General features: G+C 68.0%; 17 protein-coding genes. 6 read left to right on the top strand and 11 right to left on the bottom strand.

Annotated elements, in window-relative coordinates:
• Nucleotides 1-355 precede the first annotated feature (355 nt).
• Nucleotides 356-1681 carry an APC family permease gene (locus ACILR9_RS01215; protein ID WP_395708047.1) on the top strand — a complete coding sequence of 442 codons (1326 nt, stop codon included), beginning with the start codon at nucleotides 356-358 and terminating at the stop codon, nucleotides 1679-1681.
• A gap of 44 nt (nucleotides 1682-1725) precedes the next feature.
• Here the strand turns inward: ACILR9_RS01215 and ACILR9_RS01210 are convergent, their stop codons facing one another.
• Nucleotides 1726-1866 carry a hypothetical protein gene (locus ACILR9_RS01210; protein ID WP_395708046.1) on the bottom strand — a complete coding sequence of 47 codons (141 nt, stop codon included), beginning with the start codon at nucleotides 1864-1866 and terminating at the stop codon, nucleotides 1726-1728.
• Here ACILR9_RS01210 and yfdE point away from each other — a divergent pair.
• The 4 genes from yfdE (at nucleotide 1865) to ACILR9_RS01190 (ending at nucleotide 5785) form a co-directional block, all read left to right on the top strand.
• Entirely contained in the window at nucleotides 1865-3049 is a 1185-nt protein-coding gene (gene yfdE, locus ACILR9_RS01205; protein ID WP_395708045.1) for a CoA:oxalate CoA-transferase, read from the top strand. The genes ACILR9_RS01210 and yfdE overlap by 2 nt on opposite strands.
• A 98-nt stretch (nucleotides 3050-3147) precedes the next feature.
• Nucleotides 3148-3996 (top strand): phytanoyl-CoA dioxygenase family protein, encoded by an 849-nt coding sequence (locus tag ACILR9_RS01200; RefSeq protein ID WP_395708044.1) that lies wholly within the window; start codon nucleotides 3148-3150, stop codon nucleotides 3994-3996.
• Entirely contained in the window at nucleotides 3997-4779 is a 783-nt protein-coding gene (locus ACILR9_RS01195) for a 3-hydroxybutyrate dehydrogenase (protein WP_395708043.1), read from the top strand.
• A 28-nt stretch (nucleotides 4780-4807) separates the two neighbouring features.
• Nucleotides 4808-5785, top strand: coding sequence for a Bug family tripartite tricarboxylate transporter substrate binding protein (locus tag ACILR9_RS01190; RefSeq protein WP_395708042.1), 978 nt, complete (start codon nucleotides 4808-4810; stop codon nucleotides 5783-5785).
• A 137-nt stretch (nucleotides 5786-5922) separates the two neighbouring features.
• On the opposite strand, the gene ACILR9_RS01185 is transcribed toward ACILR9_RS01190, so the two are convergent.
• The 6 genes from ACILR9_RS01185 to ACILR9_RS01160 form a co-directional block, all read right to left on the bottom strand.
• Complete coding sequence (locus tag ACILR9_RS01185) at nucleotides 5923-6780, bottom strand: LLM class F420-dependent oxidoreductase (protein ID WP_395708041.1); 858 nt, start codon at nucleotides 6778-6780, stop codon at nucleotides 5923-5925.
• 6 nt (nucleotides 6781-6786) lie between these two features.
• Nucleotides 6787-7002, bottom strand: a complete 216-nt coding sequence (locus tag ACILR9_RS01180; protein ID WP_395708040.1) for a hypothetical protein — start codon at nucleotides 7000-7002, stop codon at nucleotides 6787-6789.
• 49 nt (nucleotides 7003-7051) lie between these two features.
• Entirely contained in the window at nucleotides 7052-7402 is a 351-nt protein-coding gene (locus tag ACILR9_RS01175) for a cupin domain-containing protein (protein WP_395708039.1), read from the bottom strand.
• A gap of 41 nt (nucleotides 7403-7443) precedes the next feature.
• The gene (locus tag ACILR9_RS01170) at nucleotides 7444-8412 is read right to left on the bottom strand and encodes a Bug family tripartite tricarboxylate transporter substrate binding protein (RefSeq protein WP_395708038.1); all 969 of its coding nucleotides are present in this window, start codon (nucleotides 8410-8412) and stop codon (nucleotides 7444-7446) included.
• A 275-nt stretch (nucleotides 8413-8687) separates the two neighbouring features.
• The gene (locus ACILR9_RS01165; RefSeq protein ID WP_395708037.1) at nucleotides 8688-9455 is read right to left on the bottom strand and encodes a hypothetical protein; all 768 of its coding nucleotides are present in this window, start codon (nucleotides 9453-9455) and stop codon (nucleotides 8688-8690) included.
• A gap of 367 nt (nucleotides 9456-9822) precedes the next feature.
• A complete protein-coding gene (locus ACILR9_RS01160) occupies nucleotides 9823-10836 on the bottom strand; it encodes a DUF4331 family protein (protein ID WP_395708036.1) in 1014 nt (337 codons plus the stop codon).
• 307 nt (nucleotides 10837-11143) lie between these two features.
• On the opposite strand from ACILR9_RS01160, the gene ACILR9_RS01155 reads away from it, so the two are divergent.
• The gene (locus ACILR9_RS01155) at nucleotides 11144-12301 is read left to right on the top strand and encodes an LLM class flavin-dependent oxidoreductase (RefSeq protein ID WP_395708035.1); all 1158 of its coding nucleotides are present in this window, start codon (nucleotides 11144-11146) and stop codon (nucleotides 12299-12301) included.
• Nucleotides 12302-12479: 178 nt separating this feature from the next.
• Here the strand turns inward: ACILR9_RS01155 and ACILR9_RS01150 are convergent, their stop codons facing one another.
• From ACILR9_RS01150 to ACILR9_RS01135, 4 genes are all read right to left on the bottom strand, one after another.
• Entirely contained in the window at nucleotides 12480-14204 is a 1725-nt protein-coding gene (locus ACILR9_RS01150; RefSeq protein ID WP_395708034.1) for a hydantoinase B/oxoprolinase family protein, read from the bottom strand.
• On the bottom strand, nucleotides 14201-16279 hold the full coding sequence (locus ACILR9_RS01145; protein ID WP_395708033.1) for a hydantoinase/oxoprolinase family protein: 2079 nt from the start codon (nucleotides 16277-16279) through the stop codon (nucleotides 14201-14203). Before ACILR9_RS01145 ends, ACILR9_RS01150 begins: the two co-directional genes overlap by 4 nt.
• 168 nt (nucleotides 16280-16447) lie before the next feature.
• Complete coding sequence (locus ACILR9_RS01140; RefSeq protein WP_395708177.1) at nucleotides 16448-17329, bottom strand: DUF1259 domain-containing protein; 882 nt, start codon at nucleotides 17327-17329, stop codon at nucleotides 16448-16450.
• 188 nt (nucleotides 17330-17517) lie between these two features.
• Nucleotides 17518-19281: a flavin-containing monooxygenase gene (locus ACILR9_RS01135; RefSeq protein ID WP_395708032.1), complete on the bottom strand. Its 1764-nt coding sequence runs from the start codon at nucleotides 19279-19281 to the stop codon at nucleotides 17518-17520.
• Nucleotides 19282-19377: the final 96 nt, after the last annotated feature.

Genomic DNA, 19377 nt, shown 5'->3' with positions numbered 1-19377 from the left:
CCCCGACAGGGCCCAGCGTGCCACAACGATGCGCTGATTGCGACAGAGCGTCGGCGTCGGACCGTTTCGCCTTGCTTGGCCCGTTCACCCGTCGATAGGTTTCAGGGGGAAGATGCGAGGGGAGTGCGGTGAGCGAGCACACACCGGTGGCGAGCGCCAAGCCGGTCGCGGAATGCGATCGGCGCCGGCCCGCCGACTCAGGCCAATCGCACATGCTTTTTCCGTCATCCCGAGCCGAGCCGCCCGAAGGGCGGCGCAGTCGAGGGACCTTATCTTGTCGACGCTTCAAAATGAAAGGTCCCTGCACTTCGCCTCGCTGCGCTCGGCTCGGTCGGGATGACGGTCTTTTCTTCAAATGCGGGTGCCCTCTGCCCGTCGACGGCCTGCCCGCATGAACCGTGCCCCTGAAACATCCCACCCCCTGAACATGTGGTCGGTTGCGGCGATCGGCATTGGCGCCATGGTCGGTGCCGGAATCTTCGCCCTGCTGGGCGAGGCGGCGGTGGCGGCCGGCCGCAGCACCTTCATCGCCTTTCTGCTTGCCGGCGTGGTGGCGCAGCTCAGCGGTTATTCCTACGCCAAGCTCGCCGCCCGCTACCCCGACGCCGGCGGCATCACGGCCTATCTCGACGCGGGCTTCGGCCCCGGGCGCCTGTCGGGCACCGTGTCGGTGATGTTCCTCCTCGTCCTGGCCGGGGCCAACGCGCTGGTGGCCAAGGCGTTCGGCGGTTACGCCGCGGCGTTGCTGTTCGGCACGTCCGCCAGCGTATGGGTCGACATCCTGGCGACGGCGATCATCGTCGTGTTCGTCGCGCTCAACGCCGGCAGCGAGGCGGCCGTCGGCAAGGTCGAGCTGGTGCTGGTCGGCATCAAGCTCGTCATCCTGGTCCTGCTCACGGTAGCGGGCTTCACCGTCATGCTGGGCAAGCCCGTGGTCGAGCATCCCGGTCCCGGCTTCATCGGGCTGATCGACACGGTCGGGCTTACCTTCCTCGCCTATGCCGGTTACGGCATGATGACCAACGCCGCCGCCAGCGTCGCCCGCCCGCAGGTCACCATCCCGCGCGCCATCTTCCTCGCCATCACCACTGTCATGGTGCTCTATGTCGGCCTGGCGATCGTGGTCGTGGGCAGCCTGACGCCCGCCGAGCTCGCGAAGCATGCCGACACGGCGGTCGCCGAGGCGGCCAGGCCCGTTCTCGGCCATGCCGGGTTCGTCATCGTCGCCATCGGCGCCCTGCTGGCGACCGCCTCGGCGATCAACGGCAACTTCTACGGCATGATGCAGATGGCGCCGGCCCTCGCCCGCACCGGACACCTGCCGCGGATGTTCGACGTCCCGGTGTGGGGCACCTGCACGCGCGGCATGATGCTCGCGGTCTTTGCCCTGCTGGTCGTCATGAACATCTTCGATCTCAGTGCGCTCGCCCACATCGTCAGCGCGACCTTCCTGATCGCCTACCTCTCGGTCCATGTCGCGCACTGGCGTGTCCTCGACCAGACCGGCGGCTCGCGGCTGCTGGTGGGCATCGGCATCCTGGCCATGAGCACTGTGTTGGCCCTGTTTCTGTGGTCCACGGCTGTCACGCAACCCTGGTCGTTCGGCGTGATCGTGCTGTTCGTCGCCGGCAGCTGGGTGACGCAGCTGATCCTGATCCGTCCGGCGGCCCGACTGCAGTGACGTCCCGCCGGTTCTGTGGGCTGCTGGCTGCACTGCTCGCCGCGTCAGCGCCGGCTGCGGCGCAGCAGGACGCGGACGAGACGGGCATGAAGCATGTCGGCAAGATCCAAGACCGGCTGCGCGCCGCCAAGCAGCGCGAGGCGGTGGAAGGCGTTCGACAGCATCGCGACGAGGAGAGGCATCATGGCAGGCGCGAAAACTCCCGACGGTCCGTTCTCCGGCGTGCTGGTCATCGATCTTACCCATGTGCTGAACGGGCCGTTCGGCACGGTGATGCTGAGCGATCTCGGCGCGCGGGTGATCAAGGTCGAGGCGCCCGGTCACGGCGACGACACCCGCACCTACGGGCCGTTCCTCGGCGACCTGTCGCTCTATTTCGGCTTCGTCAATCGTGGCAAGGAAAGCATCGTGCTCGATCTCAAGGCCGCGGCCGATCGCGCAGTCTTCCTCAACATGGTGCAGCGGGCCGACGTGCTGGCCGAGAATTTCCGTCCCGGCGTGATGGCGCGGCTGGGATTCTCCTACGAGGAACTGGCGACGCTCAATCCGCGGCTGATCTATGCCTCGTCCTCAGGCTTCGGCCAGACCGGGCCGCTCAAGGCATCGCCCGCCTACGACACCATCATCCAGGCGATGAGCGGCATCATGGACATGACGGGCTTTGCCGACGGACCGCCGACCCGGGTCGGCACCTCGCTGTCGGACCTGCTGGGCGGCCTGTACATGTTCAGCGGCATCGCCAGCGCCCTTTACGCTCGCGAGCGGACCGGCCGGGGCGCGCACGTCGACATCGCCATGTTCGATGCGACGCTCTCCTTCCTGGAGCATGGCCTCATGGAGTACGTGGCGAACGGACGGCCGCTCGGGCGCCTCGGCAATCGCCATCCGTTCCTGGCGCCGTTCGATGTGTTCGCGTGCAGCGATGGCCATGTCGCCATCTGCTGTGGCAATGACCGCCTGTTCGCCCAGCTCTGCCAGGCGCTCGGCCTGGACGCGCTCGCGAGCGATCCGCGCTTCGTCGACGATCCCGGCCGCGCGACCAACAGCGCCGCTCTCAAGCAGGCGATCGAGGCGGCTCTCGGACTGCAGCCGGTCGAGCATTGGCTCGAGGTGATCCATGCCGCCGGTGTGCCGATCGGTCCTCTGTTCAGCGTGGCCCAGGCGGTCGAGCATCCGCAGGCCCGGGCGCGCAACATGCTGATTAAGGCCGGCGGCGTCACCATGCCGGGCAATCCGATCAAGATGAGCGCCTACCCGGATCCGGCCGAGCGGGCCGGGCCGCCGACGCTCGATCAGCACGGCGCCCGTCTGCGCGAGGAGTTCGCCAGGAACGACCCTCCGGACGACGCGCCGCCGACTTGCGTCTAGGACAACGCACCCTCCGCGCTGCCGCGCTGGCTTCGCGTGCCGGGCACTGCCAACCTTCGTTGCCGGTTGAGGCATGAAGAACGCTACGGGAGGACGGCATGAAGGCGCTGACGGCGGCGCAGGTCGAGGCCTATCGCCATGACGGCTTCCTGTTTCCCTTCCCGGCGCTCGACGAGGGCGAGCGGCTCGCCTGCCTGGCCGGGCTCGAGCGCTACGAGCGCTGGCTCGGCACGCCGGTGCCGCGGGCCGAGAACAAGTGGCGCACGCAGCCGCACGCCCTGCTGCCATGGTACGCAGATCTGGTGCGCCATCCCCGCATCCTCGATGTCGTCGAGGACCTGATCGGCCCCGACATCCTGGTGTGGACCGGCACCTTCTTCATCAAGGAAGCGCAGTCGCCGACCTTCGCCGCGTGGCACCAGGACTCGACCTATTTCGGCCTCGAGCCCTACGAGCAGGTCACTGCCTGGGTGGCGCTGACCGACGCCAGCCGCGAGGCCGGCTGCATGGAGGTTTTGTCGGCGCACGGCGTGCTGCGCCAGATGTATCATTCGGCGCTGCGGCTGGAGAACAGCATCAACCGTGCCGGCCAGACCATCACCGAGCCGCTCCACGAGCGCGGCGCCGTCACCATGCAGCTCACCGCCGGCTCGTTCTCGCTGCACCATACGCTCTGCGTGCACCGCTCGGCGCCCAACCGCGCCGCCCACCGTCGCATCGGCTGTGGCATCAACTACATCCCGGCCCATGTCCGGCCGACCGGCCCGGTGCGCATGGCGGCGATGCTGGTGCGCGGCCGCGACCGGTGGGGCCATTTCGATCTCTACGATCCGCCGACCGTCGAGTTCGACACGGCGCGACATGCCGACGTGTTCGAGCGCTATTCCGAGAACTACCGCGCACAGGTCGAGCGCCACGAGCGCCAGTTCGCGCCGGAGAAAGCCTAGATGCTCAAGGGCAAGTGCGCGCTGATCACCGGCTCGACCCAGGGGCTGGGCTACGCCATGGCGGAGCGGCTCGCCGCCGAGGGCTGCAACATCGTGCTGAACGGCTTTGGCGAGCCGGCCGAGATCGGCGCGAAGAGCAAGCGCCTCGAGAGCGAGCACGGCGGGCGTGCAATACATCACGGCGCCGATCTTGCCGATCCCGGGCAGATCGCCGCGCTGGTCGACGCCGCCACGGAGGCGTTCGGCGGCGTCGACATCCTGATCAACAACGCCGTCGTCCGTTTCTTCGCGCCGATCGAAGACTTCAAGCCGGCCGAGTGGGACCGGGCGCTGGCGGTCAATCTCTCGGCAGCGTTCCACACCATCCGCCTTACGCTCGCCGGCATGCGCGCGCGCAATTTCGGCCGCATCATCAACATGGCGTCGATCTACGGGCAGCGCGCCACGGTGAACCGCGTCGACTACGTCACCACCAAGACGGCGCTGATCGGCCTGACGCGCGCCGTCGCTCTCGAGGCGGCGAGCCAGGACATCACCTGCAACGCCATCTGTCCCGGCACCTCGCCCAGCCCGAACATCGAGGAGCGGCTGGCCGCGACGATGGAAGAGCAGGGCCTCAGCCGCGAGCGCGCCGTCGAACGTTTCATGGCCTCGCGCCAGCCGTCGCGGCGCTTCGTGGCGATGGACTCGGTGGCGGCGCTGGCAGCCTTCCTGTGCGGGCCGGGCGGTGCGGATTTGACCGGCGCGGTGATCCCGATCGACGGCGGTTGGAGCGCGAGCTGAGTGTGAATGAGCTGAGGGAGGAACGATAGTGAACACGACTCGACGGCGCGCGGCGCTGCTGCTGACCGTTGCGCCGGCGCTGGCCGGTGCCCGCGCCGGCGCGGCCGACTATCCCACCAAGCCGATCCGCCTGATCGTGCCCTATGCGCCGGGCGGCGGCGCCGATGCCGTGGCGCGTGTCCTGGCGCGCCATGTCGGCGACGCCTTCGGCCAGTCGATCGTGGTCGAAAATCGCGGCGGCGCCGGCTCGATCATCGGCACGGACATGATCGCCAAAGCCGAGCCCGACGGCTACATGCTGCTGCTCGGCCAGTCCGGCCCGATCTCGATCAACCCGGCGGTCTACAAGACCTTGCCCTACGATCCGGCCAAGGATCTCGTGCCGATCACCATGACCAACTCGTATCCCTACGTGCTGGTGGTCAACGGCAAGCTGGGGCCAAAGACGCTGCAGGAGTTCCTGGCGCTGGGCAAGGCCAAGCCTGGTGCCATGAACTACGGCACCACCGGCGTCGGCGCGGCCAACCATCTGGTGAGCGAGCTGTTCTGCCGCGAGGCCGGCCTGAAGATGACTCACATTCCCTATCGCGGCACCGCGCTCGCCGTCGCCGATCTCGTGGCCGGTCAGGTGACCCTGGTGTTCAGCGATCCGGTGAGCGCCCTGCCGCATATCCAGGCCGGCACCTTGCGCGCGCTTGCCGTGACCAGCCCACAGCGTTCGCCGGTGATGTCCCAGGTGCCGACCATGATCGAAACGGGCTATCCCAAGATGGAGGCGGTTGCCTGGCACGGCATCTTCGCCCCGGCCGGCACGCCGCAGCCGGTCATCGGCAAACTCAATAGCGAGATCGTCAAGGCGCTGCAGAAGCCCGACATCAAGGAGCTGCTCAGCAAACAGGCGATGGAGCCGGTCGGCAGCACGCCGCAGCAATTCGCCGCCTTCCTGAAGAAGGACATCGCGACCTGGAAGGAGGTCGCTGCGGCGGCCAACGTCAGCGTGGAGTGAGGCTCTTCTTGGACCACGGGCGTCTCGCCCGCGCATGAATCATGATCATGAGCGGGCGGAGCGCCCGCGGTCCAGAAGAGTCGTGACCCCTTCGTCGCGTATGGCGGGAACCCTTCCCCAGCTTTGCTGGGGAAGGGTCAGGCCTGCTCCAGCTTGCGCTTGATCTCCGTCCAGCGGTCGATAATCGGCATCAGCTTGTCTTCTTTCTCCGCCGGCAGGGTGAAGGTGACGCGGTCGATGCCGATCTGCTGGCAGAAGCGCAGGCCCTCCATCGCCTCGGGCACGCGGAAGATGGTGATGGGCAGCGAGGCGGGGTCGCGCCCGGCTTCGCTCGCCATCTTGCGGAACTTGTCGATCACCACGCCGACGCCTGCCGACTCGAGCCGGTCGGCGCGCGGGATCCAGCCGTCGCCGTAGCGGATGGCGCGCCGCGCCGCGTAGGGGAAGGCGCCGCCGACGATGACCGGCGGATGCGGCTTCTGGAACGGCTTGGGCCACTGCTTCATCTTGTCGAAATTGACGAACTCGCCGTGATACTCCGGCTCGTCCTCGGTCCAGATCGTCTTCATCGCTTCCATGCGCTCGCGCGCGAGCTTGTGGCGGCTCTCGAAGGCCGTGCCGTGGTTCTCGATCTCGTCCTGGTTCCAGCCGTTGCCGACGCCGAACAGGAAGCGGCCCTGGCTCAGCTGGTCGATCGTCGACACGACCTTGGCGGTGACGATCGGGTCGCGCTGCGTCAGCAGCGCAATTCCAGTGCCGACCTTCAGCCTGGACGTCACCGTGGCCGCCGTGTTGAGCGCCAGGAACGGATCCATGATGTCGTAGTAGGGCCGGATCAGGGGCCCGCCCGCCGGATAGGGCGTCTTGCGGGTCGACGGTATGTGGGTGTGCTCGGGCACCCACAGCGATTCGAAGCCGCGCTCCTCCAGCACGCGCGCCAGCGGGGCGGGCTGCATGGAGTCCGTGGTGAAGAACATCACCGCGCCGATTTTCATGACTGACTACCTCTTGGTCTTCGTCCGTTTCGCCGCCTTGCGCGGATTCTTGCGCGCCAGCCGGCCGACCGGCGCCGCGCCCACCAGGACCGCGGCGACGATGGCGAGCCTGGTGCCGCGCATGCTCCACGAATGGTTGGTTCCCCGCTGGACCAGGATATCGCCCCGCTTGAGCAGCGTCTCGCCCTTGTCGAGAACGGCGTGGGTCTCGCCCTCGAGCACGATGATGCCGTCGACGCTCGCGGTCCGAAAGAGGATGATTCACATTGGCTCACAGATCCTTGGGATGCTTGCCGCCGGGGAACAGGTCGTGGCGCGGTGGTGCGAAGATCTCGACGATCTCGCAGTCCTCGCGGTACCAGAACTCGTGCTCGACGCCGCCCGGGATCAGGAATGTCGTGCCGGCCTCCAGCCGCTCGACCGCCCCGTCCCCGATCCGGCAGTCGAGCTGGCCCGACACCAGCCAGGCGATCTGCTCGTGGGGATGGGCGTGGCGCGGCGTGGCGGTACCCTTGCCGCGCTTGCCCCACATCACCGTGAGCTTGTCGCCGATCAGGCGATGCATCAGCCCGCCCGGCACGGCGTGGGCCGGCAGCTCATCGACCTTGTTGAACGTTACCATGCAACTGTCTCCCATCCCGATGCGCTCCCCACGGTGAGCCACTACGGGTTCACGAACTTGGCGAGCGGCTGCCACTTGGCGTAGTCAGCCTCGATGCGGGCACGGAATTGGGCGGGCGTGCTCGCTCGCGCGTCGTTGCCCATGCCCTGCAGCCGTTCCTTCACGTCGGTCCGCGCCACCGCGATCTTGACCGCGTCGGAGAGCTTGTCGGCGATCGGGCCCGGCAGGCCGATCGGCCCAGCGAGGCCCAGCCACGACACCACCTCGTAGCCCGGCACGTCCAGCGCGATCGGCGGCACGTCGGGATTGAGCGGCCAGACTTCCTTCGACGTGACTCCGATCGCGCGGGCCTGGCGGTTGGCGAGCGCGCCGTGATAGCCGGTGAACGTGCCGATCGCCACGTCGAGCCGGCCGGTGAGGACATCGTTGATTTGCTGGCCGGTGTCCTTGTAGGCGATCGCCTCCATCTTCATGTCGGTCAGCGCCTTGAGGTACTCGACCGCGAGATGCAGCGTGTTGCCGACGCCGCTGTGGCCGTAGTTGAGCTTGCCCGGCCGCGCCAGTGCGGCGGCGCGCAGGTCCTTGAAGCTCTGCAGCGGCGAATTGGCGGCAACGAACAGCGCGAACGGGAACAGCGTGATCGTCGAGACGTAGGAGAAATCCTTCAGCGTATTGAACGGCGTCTGCGGATCGGTGGCGCTGATCACGTTGGCGCCGCCGGTGATGAGGTAAAGCGTGTAGCCGTCGGCCGGCTGCGTCATCAGGTACTGCGCGGCGATACGTTCGCCGGCGCCCGGCTTGGGCTCGACGATGACGCTCTGGCCCAGCGTCTCAATCATGCTGGGCGCGATCACGCGGGCGATCGTGTCCGGGTTCGAGGCGGCGCTGTAGCCGTGCACGATGCGAATCGGCTTAGCCGGAAAGGCGGCTTGCGCCGCGGCCAGCCGCGGCAGGGCGACGGACGCACCGGTGCCGGCCAGGAAAGCTCGGCGCCCCCATTTGGTCTGCATTTTTTCCTCCCATCGACCCGGCGGCTCGATCGCCGCGTGCGGGCCATACACTTTGTCTTGACGCGGCGAATTACACCGACTGCCCAAATCGGCGGCAAGGGCTTTGTCATCGGCGATGCCGGCCCGTGGCCACTTTCTTGTGTTGGCGTCGCGAAGCCCACGAAATATTTCCCGCTTGCCGCGTGATCACCGCGAAATGACGGTGCCTCGGAGACACGCAGGAAGTAGCCCGTCCAATTTGTGGTTGCCGGGATGGGGAAGGCTCGCAGGTCCAGTCAGCGATCGGCGCGAACGACCAGCCCGGTGGCGCTGCGGTAGACCGAAAGGTGAGCCTCCTCGAGGCTTGGCAGACCGCCACTGTGAATCGCCTCGGGAAGATCGTTCTCGGCCTCGTTGGGCGAATGTTCGACCCAGAGCAGCACCGGGCAGCGTCCGGGCGTCGCGTGGACGCGACCGTTCTGGCCGATGAACCAGACGTCATAGCCGTGCTCGCGGGCGAGCGAACGGTAGGCGCGCTCGAACACGGGATCCTCGCGGCGTGCGGCCAGCGTCGCGGCAGCCGGCCCCAGCGCCCATCCGCTCGCTGCATAGACTTGCGTCGTCGGGCAGTCCTGGACGATCTCTGCGATCACCTGGGCATTGGCGCGCCATAGCGGCTTGATGCCGGTGTCGGCCAGGTTCGCGCCGGCGGCGACTATTGAGACGAGCGCCAGGAGGGCGACCATCGGCAGGTGACCGGCCAGCCGCGCCGCCGGAGCGGCCATCAGGGCAGAGACCAGCACCGGCACCGCGAAGAGGTAGCGGTCGATCATGATCGGCATGAAGACATGGAGCCCGAGCACGAGCGCGATGCCCGAAACCAGCGTGCTGGAGATCACGACGAGAAACGGTCCGTCTCGCCAAAGGAACGCGCGCGGTTCCCTCCACAGCCCGACGACGACGACGGGGTTGTGCCAGAGCGCTGCACCGATGAGAGCGAGCGGCACGATCAGGGCTTGCGGGAGTGACGTGTCGATCCAGCTGTGGCCCGCGCAGCGCGGCATTGACGACGAGGATTGCCAGTATGACTGTAACCGCCGCGACCGTCATCGCAGAGGCGGAAACCTCCAGCCGGGCAGGATGGTAAAGCGCGCTTGACGGCGCGCGGGCATCGACTTGATCGGTGCTCAGAGGGATCGCGATTCCGCCGGTTCCACCGGTACCGCATCACAACGGTGCGCCATGCCGCCGGTTGCGGCGCCAACCCGCTCAGTCCGCAAACGGACCGCGACCGGCGATGACGATGGGGGGAGTCCGTGAAGCTACACGCGGCCGGATGCCATTCGTCTCGATGCTTCGATGCGCAAGCGGGTCCCCGCGGTGCTCCAGCCGTCCGGCGAACGGTAGCTGTCTGCTTGCCCGCAACCAGCTCTAGCCTGCCGGCGGATGCGGCGGCCCGAGGTAGGGGAACACCGCGAGCACGTCGTCATGCGGCTTGAGCCCGTCGGGCGGGATATCTCCCTTGGACAAGAAGGACAGACGGTGGTTGATGACGTCGTCGGCGAAGACCCGGCCGTTCGGGTACTGCGCGGGCCGTGACGGATCGAAGCTCAGCATGTCTGGCAGGAGGCCGTGGGCGTCGATTGCCGCAATCGCCTCCTCGCGCGTGTAGTTGCCGGTATGACCCATCAGGTGGATGAACATCTCGAGCCAGCGCGTGCGGTCGTTGACCGGCTCGCTGGCATTGTATTCCTCCTTGGTGTCGTCGGTATTGAAGAAGCTGCTGACCGACGGATGGCCGGCACGGTCGACATGGACGAGCTTGCCGTCGCGGCGCACGCTGCAGCGCCCCCAGATGCGTATGGCAGGCTTTCCGCCAAGCGCGGCGGTCGGCATCTCGATGGCCATCGACAGCACGTTGGCCTCGGTATTCGAGTCCTTGCCGGTCCATGGCGACTTGCCGCCGAGGTGCGGCGCCGTGAAGTTCCGCCCTCCGCTGGTGTCGAACAGGTTCTTGATTCCATCATAGTCGAAGAAGAAGGCGTCGCTGCGGCTGCCGGCGAAGATGGTGTAGACGCCGGACCTGACGATATTCGGCATGGCGCCGAGCGACACCTCGGCATCGGCAATGATCTCCGCGCCAGCCGGCTCGACGGAGCGCGCTTCCGCTCCCTTCGCCAGGAAGACGCTCGCGGTCTGCCGGCCGTTCCTCTTCGGGGCGAACACGAAGGTGAAGGCGAGGTCGGTCAGGCAATCGCCGTCGTTGTCGATGTTGAGGCGATAGAGGGCGTCGGGATGGAACTCGTCGGCCGAGGGATTGGCATTGAGGATGATCACCGTCCTCGTCGCGTCCGCCGGCGACTGGAAGGCGTAGAGATCGCAGAGGTCCAGCCTCTGATCACCGAGGGGCGGGCCGAGGCTCAGGCCAGTGAAATGGTTCGACATCCGCATGCTCCCATCGACCGGACGCGGGCAGGCTAGGCGCCCGCGGCGACGTGTTCAAGGCGGCCTCGGCAAGGCGCGAGATGTGCCCACATGGGAGTTGTCCATCGGACCGCTCTTGCGTTCATCGGCATTCGCAAGGACGATGATGGGCGCAGGCAGCCGCGCAGAGACGTGAGATGCGTCGAATAGCAGCGGGCGGGCACGCGCGTGCAGCGTCGGCCAGCGTGTACGGGACAGGGAGATCAACGGTCGGCCGTCGCGTATCATCGACAGGTGCTTGTCGTTGTTGCCCGAGGGAGCAAGTCACATGATCAAGAGATTCCATGCCTTGTATGTCGGTCAGATCGACCTCGACAATGTCGGTCTCGACGGGACGCCGGCCAACGATCGCCGTTACGCCAACCAGCGCCTGAGCGAGGTGTTCGCGACCGCCCGCGACGTCGCGCGGCTCATGGACGAGCTTGGCTACCACGCGCTGTGGACGGCGGAGCACCACTTCCAGCGGGAAGGCTACGAGTGCCTGCCCAATCTGGTGCAGCTCGGCCTGTGGCTCGCCACCCAGACGAAGCGTCTGAAGTTCGGCTGCGGCTTCAACATCCTGCCGATGTGGCATCCGATCCGGCTGGCCGAGGACTATGCGATGGCCGACATCGTGACCGACGGCCGCGTCATCATGGGAGTCGGCCGCGGCTATCACAGCCGTGAGGTCGAGACCTTCGGTGCACCGCTCCTCGATGCCGAGGCCAACCGGGAATATTTCGAGGAGCAGCTCCAGCTGCTGCTGAAGTGCTTCAACGAGGATTCGTTCCACTTCAAGGGCAACTATTTCGAGTGCCCGCCGGCCGTCGATTACCGGGGCTATCGGCTGAAGGACATCACCATGGTGCCGCGGCCCAAGCATCTGCCGGTCGATATCTGGATGCCGATCGCCAGTGGCCGGAGCATCGACATGATGGCGCGCTACGGCCTCAAGGCCATGGTCGACCTGAACGGCGAGAAGATTCTCGACGACTCGGTCCGCGCCTACCAGGAGGCCTGTGCGCGCCATGGTCGGCAGAAGCAGCTCGGCGAGGACATGATCTGGGGCGCGGGCCTCTACCTCGCCGGCAGCCAGGAGGAGGCGATCCGGCGCGTCGAGCCGGCGCATGACGAGCGCTACAAATGGTTCGCGCCCTTCGGTTTCGTGCGCTACGCCGACGAGCAGGGCCGTACCTGGGGCACGCCGGGCGCCCCGGCCAGGATCCCGTCGCTGCGCGATGGCGTGAAGCAGAAGGCCTGGTTCTGCGGCACGCCGGGCGAGGTCATCGACGGCATAAAGTCGATCGAGGCCAAGTACCCGGGGCTCGAGGATTTCATGATCCATTGGGCCGAGGGTTTGTCCTCGGCGGAATTCAAGGACCAGCTGCGCTGGTTCGCCCGCGACGTCATGCCGGCCTTCAGCGGCGAGAGACTTGCCGCGGAGTAGGGGGCGAGCACAGGGACGGCCGGCGACAACTACCGGGACGGCGAGACCAGATGACCGCCTTCTTGTCGTCCTGAGCGGAGCGAAGGACCTCAGCGCCGCATGCCACGAGTGCACTTTGACACTTCTGGCGATGAGATCCTTCGCTGCGCTCAGGATGACAAGAGAGAGGTGGGCTGCCTCAGCCCCTGAGCCCCGCCGTTCGCACCTGGTCAATGCTGCGGCCGTCGGCCGTGATCGCCACGCCGTACTCGCGCTCGGCGGCCGCCGCGCTCACCACGCCGTCGCGGACGTCGCGCAGGACGCGGGCCGGATCGCGGGTGCGCGGGTCGCCGTAGCCGCCGCCGCCCGGCGAGATGGCGTGGTAGGTGCCGGGGCCGTGGCGCTGCACGCCGTATTTCGGCGCCTGGATCTCGGTGCCGTCGGCCAGGGTGAGGATCACCGCGCCGCCCACGCCCGCCTTGCCGCCGGCGGCGCCGTAGCTCGACGGCGCGCCGACGCCCTCGCCGCGGAAGGCGTAGTCGGCCGCCGTGAACATCTCGACCTCGTAGTCGCAGCCGGCGCCGCCGCGGAAGCGGCCGGGGCCAGCGCTGTCGCAGCGCAGCTCCTGCCGGCGGAAGCGCACCGGGTAGAGCTGCTCGTAGGTCTCGAGATTGGGCAGCGTGAGGCCGCCCAGGGTGATCAGGTGACCGATCAGGTGGAAGCCGTCGCGGCCCTCGACGGCGCCGCCGGCCGGCGCGCCGCCCCACTGGTACATCACGTAGCGGCTGCCGTCGTCCCTGAGGCCGGCGGTGACGGAGTGCACTGCTTTCGACCAGCCGGCCGAGGCGCGCTCGGGCAGCGCCTGGCTGAGCGCCTTCCACATCACGTGGACGATCTCGTGTGCCACGAACACGGTGTTCATGGTCATCGGCGCGGGCGGCCGCGCATTGACCAGCGTGCCCTCGGGCAGGCGGATCGCGACGCTGCGGAAAGCGCCCTCGTTGCGCGGCAGGTCGGGCTCGAAGAACGACGACAGCGCCATGAACACCGCCGAGGTCGAGTTGGCGATCGAGCTGTTCTTGAAGCCCTTCACCTGGGGCGAGGTGCCGGCGAAATCGACGACCAGGCTCGAGCCCTTGACCGTGAGCGCGACGACGATGCGGCCGTCGATCGGCTCGAAGCAATCGTTGTCGACCGTCTCCTCGGCGCGCCACACGCCCTCGGCCAGGCGGTCGATGCAGCTCCTGAAGCGGCGATCGGCATGGGCCAGCACGCCTTCGAAGAAATCATCGGCGCGGTCGGCGCCGAGCTCCTCGACCAGCGCGGCGAGCCGCTCGCCGCCGATGCGGGTCGAGCCGATCATGGCGCGCAGGTCGCCATCGAGCGCCTCGGGCAGGCGGGTGTTGAGCATCAGCAGCTGCCACAGGTCGTCGCGCGCGCGGCCGCGCTCGATCAGCTTCAGCACCGGCAGCCGGATGCCTTCGTGGAAGATCTCGGTTGCCGCCGAGTTGTAGGTGCCGGCAGCGCCGCCGCCGATGTCGGCCTGGTGGGCGCGGTTGCAGGCGAAGGCCACCAGGGCGCCGGCGACGAACACCGGCCGCGCGATCACCCAGTCGGGCAGGTGATTGCCGCCGGCCGTGTAGGGATCGTTCAGCAGGAACACGTCCTCCGGCGCAATCGTACCCGCGAAGTCGCGCAGGATGGCGCGCACCGCGAAGCCGCCGCCGCCGGTGTGAATGGGAATGCCGTCGGCCTGGCTGATCAGGGTGCCGCGCGAATCGGCGATGAAGCAGGAGAAATCATGGCTCTGGCTGAAGATCGGCGAGCGCGCGGTGCGCGTCATCACCCAGCCCATCTGGTGCGAGATATGGTCTAGGCGGTTTTGCACCAGGGCGAGCGTCACGGGATCGAGGGGCGTGCTCATGGCTGCCGGGCTCCGACATGGATCAGGAAATCGTCGCGCGCATCGACCTCGAGCGCATCGTCCGGGCCGATGAAGGCGGTGGTGGTGCGCTCCTCGACCAGCAATGGCCCGTCGAGCCGGCAGCCGGGCGCGAGGTCGGCGCCGTCGTAGACCGCCACCTCGCGCCAGCCCCGCGCCGGATCGATCCATACCTTGCGGGTCTCGCGCGGCATGGGCTGCGCGGCCTGCGGCGCGCGCGCCGCCGATGGCGTCCAGTCGAGCAGGCCGCGGCCGACGACGCGCAGCGCGGTGATGTCGATGCGGCCGGGCTGGACGTGGCCGAACAGGCGCTGGTGCTCGGTCTCGAAGGCTTTTCGCGCGAGGACGGGGTCGAAGCCTTGCGCGCCGATCGCCACGCGCACCGGCCATTGCTGGCCCTCGTAGCGCAGGTCCATCTCGCGCTCCAGCGCGGCGCTCTTGCCGCTGAATCCTTCGCGTGCCAGGGCGTCGTGGGCACGCGCCTCGAGCTGGGCGAAGGCGGCGTCGAGGCTGGCGCGGTCGGCCTTGTCGAGATCCGCGAGATAGACTTGCAGGTAGTCCTGCCGCACGTCCGACTGCAGCATGCCCATGGCGCAGAAGGCTCCGGCAGCCCGCGGCAGGAGCGCCCGCGTGGCTCCGAGGGCACGGGCGACGTTGGCGCCGTGCATCGGCCCGGCGCCGCCGGCCGCGACCAGGGTGAAGGTCGCGGGATTGTGGCCGCGTTCGATGCTGAGCCGTTCGACCGCGTGCAGCAGATTCTGCTCGAGCAGGCGGATCACGCCGGCCGCGGCGGCTTCGACAGAAAGGCCGAGCGGCTTGGCGAGCTTGGCCTCGATGGCGCGGCGCGCCAGCCCGCCGTCGAGCGTCACCGCGCCGCCGGCCAGCGGCCCGGAACGCAGGCGACCGAGCACCAGCTGGGCGTCGGTCACGGTCGGCTCCTCGCCGCCCAGCCCGTAGGCGGCCGGGCCCGGCCGGGCGCCGGCGCCGCGTGGGCCGACATGCAGCAGGCCGGCGTCGTCGACCCAGGCGATGGCGCCGCCGCCGGCGCCGACCGTATGGATCTCGACCGACGGCGTGGTGAGATGGTAGCCGTCGATGGTGAGAGCATCGGCGACCGGCACGTCGCCTTTCGCCATCACCATGACATCGCAGCTCGTGCCGCCGATCTCCATCGAGATCAGGTTGGCCGGCTCGCCCGGATCGGCGCAGCCCTTGAGCGCCCCGACCCCGGCGGCCGGGCCGGACAACACCAGCATGACCGGGCGGCTGGCGACCTGACCGACCGATACGGCGCCGCCGTTGCTCTGCAGCAGCAGCAGCGAGCGCGGCAGGCCGAGCTGGCGCAGCTGATCGTCGAGCGCGCGGAGGTAGCTCGTCACCTTGGGCGCGATGTAGGCGTTGACCACGGCGGTCGAGCCCCGCTCGTACTCGCCCATTGTCGGCATGACATCGCTCGACAGCGACACCCATTGGCCGGCCCAGCTCCGCGTCAGCCGCTCGCCGCTCGATCTCTCGTGCCCGCCGTCGAGAAAGCTGTTGAACAGGCAGACGGCGACCGACTCGACGCCCTCCTCGGAGAAGATGCGGCCTGCCGCATCGACGTCCTCGAGCACGAGGGGCGCCAGCTCGCTGCCATCGGCGGCGATGCGCCCGCGCACCGGCTGGCGCAGGTAGCGCGGCGCCAGCACCTCGGGGAAGGGGGCGCGATGGTCCCACTGGTTCTCGCGGATGCCGCGGCGGATCTCGAGCGAATCGCGAAACCCCGCGGTCGTCAGCATGCCGACCCTGGCGCCCTTCTTCTCGAGGATGGTGTTGGTCGCCACGGTCGAGCCGTGCACGAACAGCGCGCAGTCGCGCAACAGCGCGGTGAGCGGCAGGTCGAGCTGGCGCGCCGCCAGCCTGAGCACGCCCAGCACGCCTTCGCTGGGATCGGCCGGCACGGACGGCGACTTGAAGATGCGGACGGCGCCTGCGCCATCGCGCAGCACCATGTCGGTGAATGTGCCCCCGACATCGACGCCAATGCGCCAGGGAGCGACCAGGGAAACGGAAGTCATTGCGCCGACCATAGTACGCGGCCCGTCCGCGTTCCAAGCGTGCATGATTTCCCCATGCGGACGGATGATCACGGACTCATGATCGTCACGTCGTCGAAGCCTCGAAGGAAACGCTGACGGTTGCAACTTCTACGACGGGTGCCTCGAAGACCGCCAGCGTGTCGCGCTTCAGTCGCGTTTGACCTTGGTGCGGTCGAGCGCCTGGCGAATGGTCTTCGCCAGCGTGGCGGCGTCGGCATTGGCCCAGAAATGCATGAAGAATAGCCGTGGCTCCTCCTTCAGCATGTGGCTGTGCAGCGCGGTGACCTCGATGCCCTTGCTGACCAGGTCGCGTTGCACCAGCTTGACCTCGTCGGCCAGCAGGACGAAGTCGCCGGTGACGGCGGCCTTGCCGTCGCCGGTCGGCTGGAAGTTGACGACATGCGCCGAGCCGAGGGCCGGCGGCACGACCATGCCCGAGTCCTTCACCTGCTCGCTGCGAGCGATGGTGTACTGGTAGACGCCGCCATTCGCCGCTCCCTTGGCGCCAACGATGGCGTCGAGCGCCTCGACGTCGAGCGCGATTTTCTCGTTGGTTGGCGGGCTGGCAGGCGGCAGGCGGCTGCGCTTCAGGGCGTCATGGAACGTCGAGGCGAGGCGCTGCGGGTCGCCGAACGCGCTGACATGCATGTAGATCGGCGACGGCTCGGCGCGCAGCAGGTGGTTGTGGATCGCGCTGATCTCGATGCCGCCCTCGAGCAGCCGCTTCATCACCGGGCCGATCTCGTCCTGGGCGAGCAAGAGATCGCCCATCACCATGGTGCCGCCGCTCATCGGCATGAAGGCGAGCCAGCCGCCCAACGCCAGCGCGGGCTTGATCGCGACGCCGTCCACCACGACCTTGAGATCTGAGCGCGGCAGCCCGAAGCGGTAGACGCCGTCGGCCGACGGGGCGGGCAGGGGCCGGCCCAGCGAACTCGCGACCTGCGGCCAGTCCGGATCCGCAGCCGAGGCAGCCTGAGGGCTTGCGAGAGCGAAGACGGCGAGCAGGATGGTGATGCGGTGAGCCAGGTGAGTCACGATGGCCTCCTTGATGGTCGATTTGCGGTCAGCCCCTGCTTCAGTACGTATCGAGTCGCTGCGCGGCAACAAGGCGCTCGGCGCGGCACTGGCTGCGATCATCGCCATCAGATGCAAGTCCACGATCGAAGCAGGGATGGGAACCTTCGCGTCGCTCGGGATGACAGTTGGGAGCTGTGCTACCGCGCCCCCAGCAACCCCACCTCGCTCGCCTTGATCTGCAGCGCGAGATACTTCGAGTTGATGCGGCACTGCGCGAGGCTGCCGGCGATGAACCACAGGCCGGGCTGCGGCGTGCGGGTGAACATGTTGCGCAGCTCCTGACCGTCGCCGAAGCCCCAGATCGGCCCGACGCGCCGGGCGATCGCCTCGCCGAACAGCTTGCCGACCAGATGCTCCTGGCCCTTGTAGCCGGTCGCCAGCACCACGAGGTCGGCGGGCAGCATGGTGCCGTCGCGCATCCGCGCGCCCTCGGCCACGAATGTGTCGATGTCGGCGAACTGCCGGAGCGCGATGGCGCTCTCGGCGATCAGGTCGGAGCAGCCGACGTTGAAGTAGTAGCCACCGCCCCGCGTCAGGTACTTGAACTGCCAGCCGGTGCCGTCCTCGCCGTCGTCGAGCTTGAAGCCAACGCGCTGCAGCCCGTCGAGCAGCGTCTTGTCCATCGCCTTGGCTTGCTGCGTGAACCTGATGTGGCTCTGCCTGGCCAGCACGGTCGGGATCGAGGTGGCGATGAGGTCGCAATCCTCGAGCGACGGGCCTTCGTCGTAGAGCGCATAGGGCAGCTGGGCGCTGGGCTCGATGTTGACGACCAGGGTCGGGCTGCGCTGCACCAGCGTTACCTTGGCACCACCCGAGTAAAGGTCCTGGGCGATGTCGTGACCGCTGTTGCCGGTGCCGATGACGAGCGCACGCTTGCCCGCCCACGCCTCGCCGTCCTCGTAGCGGCTCGAGTGCACGACCTTGCCGGCGAAGTCCTTGAGGCCCGGGATATCGGGCAGGTTCGGGATCCCGCTCACTCCGGTCGCGAGCACGATGTGGCGCGGCTGCATCTGTCGGCGCGTGCCGTCGGCGCGGCGCAGGCTGACCGTCCAGCGGCCGTGTCGTTCGTCGTAGCCGCCGCCCTCGAACTCGGTCTCGGTCCAGAAGTTGAGCTCGAGGCTCTCGACATAGGTCTCGAACCAGCCGGCCAGCTTGTCCTTGGGGATGTAGGTCGGCCAGCTCGCCGGGAATGGCATGTAAGGCAGGTGATTGACCTGCACCTGGTTGTGCAGGGTGAGCGCGTGGTAGCGGTTGCGCCAATTGTCGCCGATGCGCCCCTCGCGATCGACGATCAGGGTATCGACCCCGAGCTGGCCCAGGCGGGCGGCGATCGAAAGGCCGGCCTGGCCGCCGCCGACCACGATCACCGCCGGATCGCGATCCTCGTAGCGCGCCGCCTTGCGGCGCAGGTCGAGCCAGTTGGGGCCGCGGAAGTCGCGCGAATGCGCCTTGCCTGACGGGCGGGCGCGGCCTGATTGCTCCTCATAGCCCTTGAGCTCGTCGAGTGCCGTCAGCAGGGCCCATGCCTTGGGCTCGGCGCTGCCGTCGGCCGGCGTGAGGCGCAGCACGCCGCTGCCGCGGCCGAACGCCGTCTCGAAGCGGAAGATCGCCTCGATCGCCCCGATGCCGGAGCGGGTCGCCACGCGCGGCGGCGTGCGCTCGCGGCTCAAGGCGAAGTGGTGTGGCCGACTCTGCCGGGCATCGAAACCCAGGGGGCCGATAAAATGCTCGCGGCCGCTCAGCGTCTTGATGTCCCAGGAGAGCGCCACCACGTCGCGCCAATGGCTGTCGCGATGGAACAACGGTTCGAGCAGGCCCGAATCGCCGCGTGTCAGCGCCTGCTCGAAGCGCAGCAGCCAGCGCTCGGCCAAGGTCGCCTCGGTTTCGATTTCAGCAAGCATGAGACATCTCTTCTCTCCAATGCTTAGCCTTCCCAATGCCGGGCGCGCCTGTCCATGAGGTTCTTGCCGTCTGCGAAACGGCCGCGCCGGCGGAAT

It is taken from the genome of Reyranella sp., assembly GCF_044224635.1.
GTDB lineage: Bacteria > Pseudomonadota > Alphaproteobacteria > Reyranellales > Reyranellaceae > Reyranella.
The sequence above is the reverse complement of the archived record's forward strand: the minus strand, read 5'-3'. Positions and strand labels throughout refer to the sequence as shown.